General features: G+C 61.7%; 5 protein-coding genes. 4 read left to right on the plus strand and 1 reads right to left on the minus strand.

Translation table 11 applies throughout. The features are described 5' to 3' along the window. The 4 genes from QXF46_09260 to QXF46_09275 all read left to right on the plus strand — a co-directional run. A partial coding sequence (locus QXF46_09260) for an endonuclease NucS (protein ID MEM0227048.1) occupies positions 1-368 on the plus strand: 368 nt, incomplete at its 5' end. A gap of 38 nt (positions 369-406) precedes the next feature. Continuing rightward, a complete protein-coding gene (locus QXF46_09265; GenBank protein ID MEM0227049.1) occupies positions 407-1,234 on the plus strand; it encodes a formate dehydrogenase accessory protein FdhE in 828 nt (275 codons plus the stop codon). A gap of 35 nt (positions 1,235-1,269) precedes the next feature. Continuing rightward, a complete protein-coding gene (locus QXF46_09270) occupies positions 1,270-2,529 on the plus strand; it encodes a uroporphyrinogen decarboxylase family protein (GenBank protein MEM0227050.1) in 1,260 nt (419 codons plus the stop codon). Between the two features lie 163 nt (positions 2,530-2,692). Beyond that, entirely contained in the window at positions 2,693-3,442 is a 750-nt protein-coding gene (locus tag QXF46_09275; protein MEM0227051.1) for a hypothetical protein, read from the plus strand. 75 nt (positions 3,443-3,517) lie between these two features. Here the strand turns inward: QXF46_09275 and QXF46_09280 are convergent. Next, a partial coding sequence (locus tag QXF46_09280) for a hypothetical protein (GenBank protein MEM0227052.1) occupies positions 3,518-4,097 on the minus strand: 580 nt, incomplete at its 5' end.

A 4,097-nucleotide genomic window follows, 5' to 3' on the forward strand; every position in this document is an offset into this window, starting at 1 on the left:
ACGGGAGCGAGGAGGAGATCCGCGACGCGCTGGTCGAGAACCCCCACTTGATCAAGGAGGGCTTGAAGCCGGTTGAGATCGAGAGGAGGACGCGCGCGGGCTTCATCGACGCGCTCTTCACCGATAGCGACGGGAGGCTCGTGGTCGTTGAGGTGAAGAAGGGGGTGGCTGGCGCCGATGCAGTGGTGCAGCTTAAGCGGTACGTTGAGGCGCTGAAGCGGGAGCTGGGCCGCGAGGTCGTGGGCATCCTCGCGGCCGAGAAGCTGGCGAAGGGGGCTCAAGCCCTCCTCGCCAGAGAGGGGCTGGAGTTCAGGAGGATCGACCCGAAAGTACTGCAGAAGCTCAAGCGAACCGGAAGGCTTATCTAGGACTCCTCGAGCGGCGCAGACCGTAAGAGTTGATTTAAATGGGGATTCGCGAGAAGATCGGTTTGATTAGGGGGTACATCCCCGCCGACGACGCGACAGTCGAGGCTTTTTCAGACCTCCTCGAGAAGCAGGCCCAACTGAAAACCCGGTACGCTGAAACTCTATCACGCGTCGATGTGAAAAGCCTCGGAAGAACGATCGCCGAGGGTAAGCCGGCAGCATCCGAAGCTGGGATCTGGCTGACGGAGGAGGAGATCGCGGAGGGCGTTAGAGCGGTTGCAAGCGTGATCGGTGAGAGGATCCCCCGGGAAGCGGAGAAGATCAGGAGCGTGCTCGACGCAATCGGGGAGGGCAAGCTGAACTTGAGAGAGCTGGCTCAAGCCCTACTGAGGGGCGAGTTGAGCGAGGCGGAGATCGCTGCCGAGCAGGCCGGCGTGGACCCGGCCGTCCTCGGCTCCCTCGTCGCGTGGTCCCTGCAGCCCGCCTACGCGGCGCTGTCGGAGGCCGTAACGAGAGAGGCTGACTTGAGCGGCTGGAGCACCGGTAGGTGCCCCGTCTGCGGCAGTTACGCCGCGCTCGGCTTCATCGACCGGGAGGGGGCTTTCCACCTGAAATGCCAGTTCTGCGGGACGGAGTGGGGCTACCCGAGCGGTAAGTGCCCGTTCTGCGGTAACGACGAGTCCGACCTCATCAGCGTGATTGACCTGGGCGAGGGTAGACCACTGCTGCTCGACATCTGCCACGTGTGCGGGGGCTACTGGAAGGTTGTTGACGAACGCCTTTCCACCGTTGACGTGCCGAGGGACCTGTACGACCTTTGGACGCTGATCCTCGACGCGCTGGCCAAGAGGTTCGCGGGCCGCTAGATCACCGTTTAAACCCCCTTTTTCCCATCTCTAGCGTGGGTCTAGAAGGGGGGTTGAGCAGGAGGGAGAGGGTTTTAACCGCGCTGCGGCACGAGGAGCCCGATAGGGTCCCCATCGATCTGGGCGCGATGGCCTCGACGGGCATCCACGCGGTAGCGTACGCAGCCCTCAAGCGCCACCTGGGTCTGAAGGGAGGGGTCGTACGCGTTTACGACGTCGGGCAGCAGCTGGCTGAGCCGGAGAGGGAGGTGCTCGAGCTCTTCCACGTGGACGTCCTCGACATCACTAGGAGCCTAGAGCCGTGCGGACCAGACGAGAGGAAGTGGAAGCCCTGGGTGTTGCCTGACGGTACTCCGTGCGAGATACCCGACTGGTTCAACCCTCAGCCGGACGGGAGGGGGGGCTGGGTGGTGAAGGATGCGTCCGGCACCGTGGTTTCGAGGATGCCAGCCGGGGGCTTCTACTTCGGCGGAGTGGATAGCTGGCACGGGAGGCCTCCGCTCGCTGACGTCAGGAGCCCCGAGGACGTGGACGGTTACAACTGGGAAGCCCACAGAGTGAGCGACACGCGCGTGGAGTGGCTGCGCAGAAAGGCCGAGCACCTCTACAGGTTCACCGATTACGCGCTGATGTTCTCCACCTACATGGGCTTCCACGAGTGGGGTCAGGGCCTGCGTGGGTGGAGCACGTGGCTCGCCGACCTAGTGCACAGGCGGGTTCTAGCCCATAGGATCCTGGACCGAATGCTCGAAGTGAACCTCTACAACTTGAAGAAGTACGTTGAAGCTTTGAAGGACTACGTTCAGATCATCGAGTTCGGGGACGACCTGGGCACGCAGCTGGGGCCCCAGATACCTCCGAGGGTTTACCGGGAGATGCTGAAGCCCTACCACGAGGAGCTTTTCCGGTACGTGAAAAGGCACTCGAGGATGTTCGTCTTCCTCCACTCCTGCGGCTCCATTTACGCGCTGATACCCGACCTCATCGACGCGGGCGTCGACGTGCTCAACCCCGTGCAGATCTCGGCGAGGGACATGGAGCCGGAGAAGCTGAAGCGAGAGTTCGGCGAGCAGGTCACCTTCTGGGGTGGCGGCTGCGATACCCAGAGGGTGCTACCCTTCGCCACTCCAGCGGAGGTCGCTGAGCACGTCAGGAGGAACGTGGAGACGTTCAAGCCTGGCGGAGGCTTCGTCTTCGTCCAAGTCCACAACATACAACCCCGCGTCCCACCCGAGAACATCGTCGCCATGTTCAAAGCTGCCTTCGAGCACGGCTGGTACGCCCGATCCCCTTGAAGCGTCGGGGAAGCACGGCATGGCAAGCGTCATCCCACTCCCCACCTTCTCAGCACATGTACGAGTGCCCGGCACAACATTGTTGAGGGCTGAATCCCGCATTCACCGTAAATCGAGTTTGTTCATCGTGGTGCTTATAACGCATCCTTGAGTAGGCTAGTATGTGGAGCAGGAAAGAGGATTTCCAGTCGTATCGATAATCTCCACGCTGGTTCTAGCTCTCATCGTGCTACTCTTCTCCATCTCCGGCGCGGAGCCCGAATTTGCTTCCATGGTTTTGAGCGCTGCGGCTTCTGTCGCCGCGCTGTCGGCAGCGCTCGTGAGCGCCCAAGTCCTTATCGCGAGGGGCTTTCTACTGGACCCGCTCGCAGGCTTAGCTCTGCTCTACGCTGTGCCAGGATTCCTGCTCGCTTCAGCGGGTTGGGCTCTCGACGCTGCGAATGTCCACTTTCAGCTGGGCCCTCTGGAGCTCAGCAAGTGGCTCTGGTACTCTTCCGCGCTACTCATCATGGTCGCACTGTGGGAGCTCGGGGCCACAGTCCGCAGGCTGGCTGGCCTAAAGCGCAGTGAAGCGCTAGTCGCCGTCGGCCTGCCGTTGGCGTACGCGGCCGCGCTAGCTCTCATCGCCGCCTGGTCCGCAGCACCCCTCGTGAGGATCGCGGAGACGCTCGCCGCCTCAGTCCTCCTAATGCTATCGCTCTTAGCCCTCTTGCCAATCCGGAGGAAGCGGTACTCGTGGGGATTGACGCTGATGGCGGCGGGATCAGCCACCTTTACGACGGCGGTCCCTCTTGTGTCGCTGCTCGCACCGTCGGTCTACGCACCCCTCCCGATAGCACTCTACACGCTCTCCTTCATCTTCGCAGCTTCCGGCGTCTACGTTTACGGCGGAGAAAGCGTCCTCCTCCGCTGAAACCCGCCGCTACGGCTTTCCGAATCTCGAAAGGTACAGAAGGATTTTACCGAGAAAGCAGTATGCCCTCAGGCTTCACATCGATGAGCGCTCCCGTTTGGCTTCGGCACCGAGCAGTTCTTTGGCGAAGGCTACGCTCTGATCCCAGTCGATGATGCGGAAGAAGCTCGGGCATTTAGCTTCGATCAGCTTCGCGGCTTCTGAGGGTGGCAAGTCGAGTTTGCCGAGGAAGCCGCAAACCCCCCTGCTGCCGAGGGGCCTCCACATAGCGATCCAACCCCCCGCGGCTCCCACGAGGTTGAGGATTGTCTGGAACGCCCCCTCGTACATCCCTGAGACGAAGAAGAGAGTATCTACTCCTGCTGGCGCGATCACCTTGTAGAAAGCGTCGGCCCCCGGTGCTTCCGTAACTTCTGCCCAAACTAAACCCTTATCGTCCAGCACCTCCGTCTTAACGCGCGGCCCATGTCCCACGAATAGCCTCCAGAAGGCCCCGCCGATCATCTCAGCGTAGCCCGCAACCCCGTGAGGGTCGTCCTTCCCCGGCCAGAATTTCATCAGCGACGCTAGGGACGCTAAGTTCGTGACAGCTAGACTGCCCGCCCAAACACCCTGCCTAAACAGCTCCTTGCACGCGGAAACCTCATCCCCCTTC

Source organism: Thermofilaceae archaeon, assembly GCA_038731975.1.
In the GTDB taxonomy this organism is placed as follows: Archaea; Thermoproteota; Thermoprotei; order Thermofilales; family Thermofilaceae; genus JANXEW01.

Bases quoted from the DNA above. Each gene is read 5' to 3' on its own strand.
- QXF46_09265 (MEM0227049.1), top strand. From the start codon at position 407: ATGGGGATTCGCGAGAAGATCGGTTTGATTAGGGGGTACATCCCCGCC.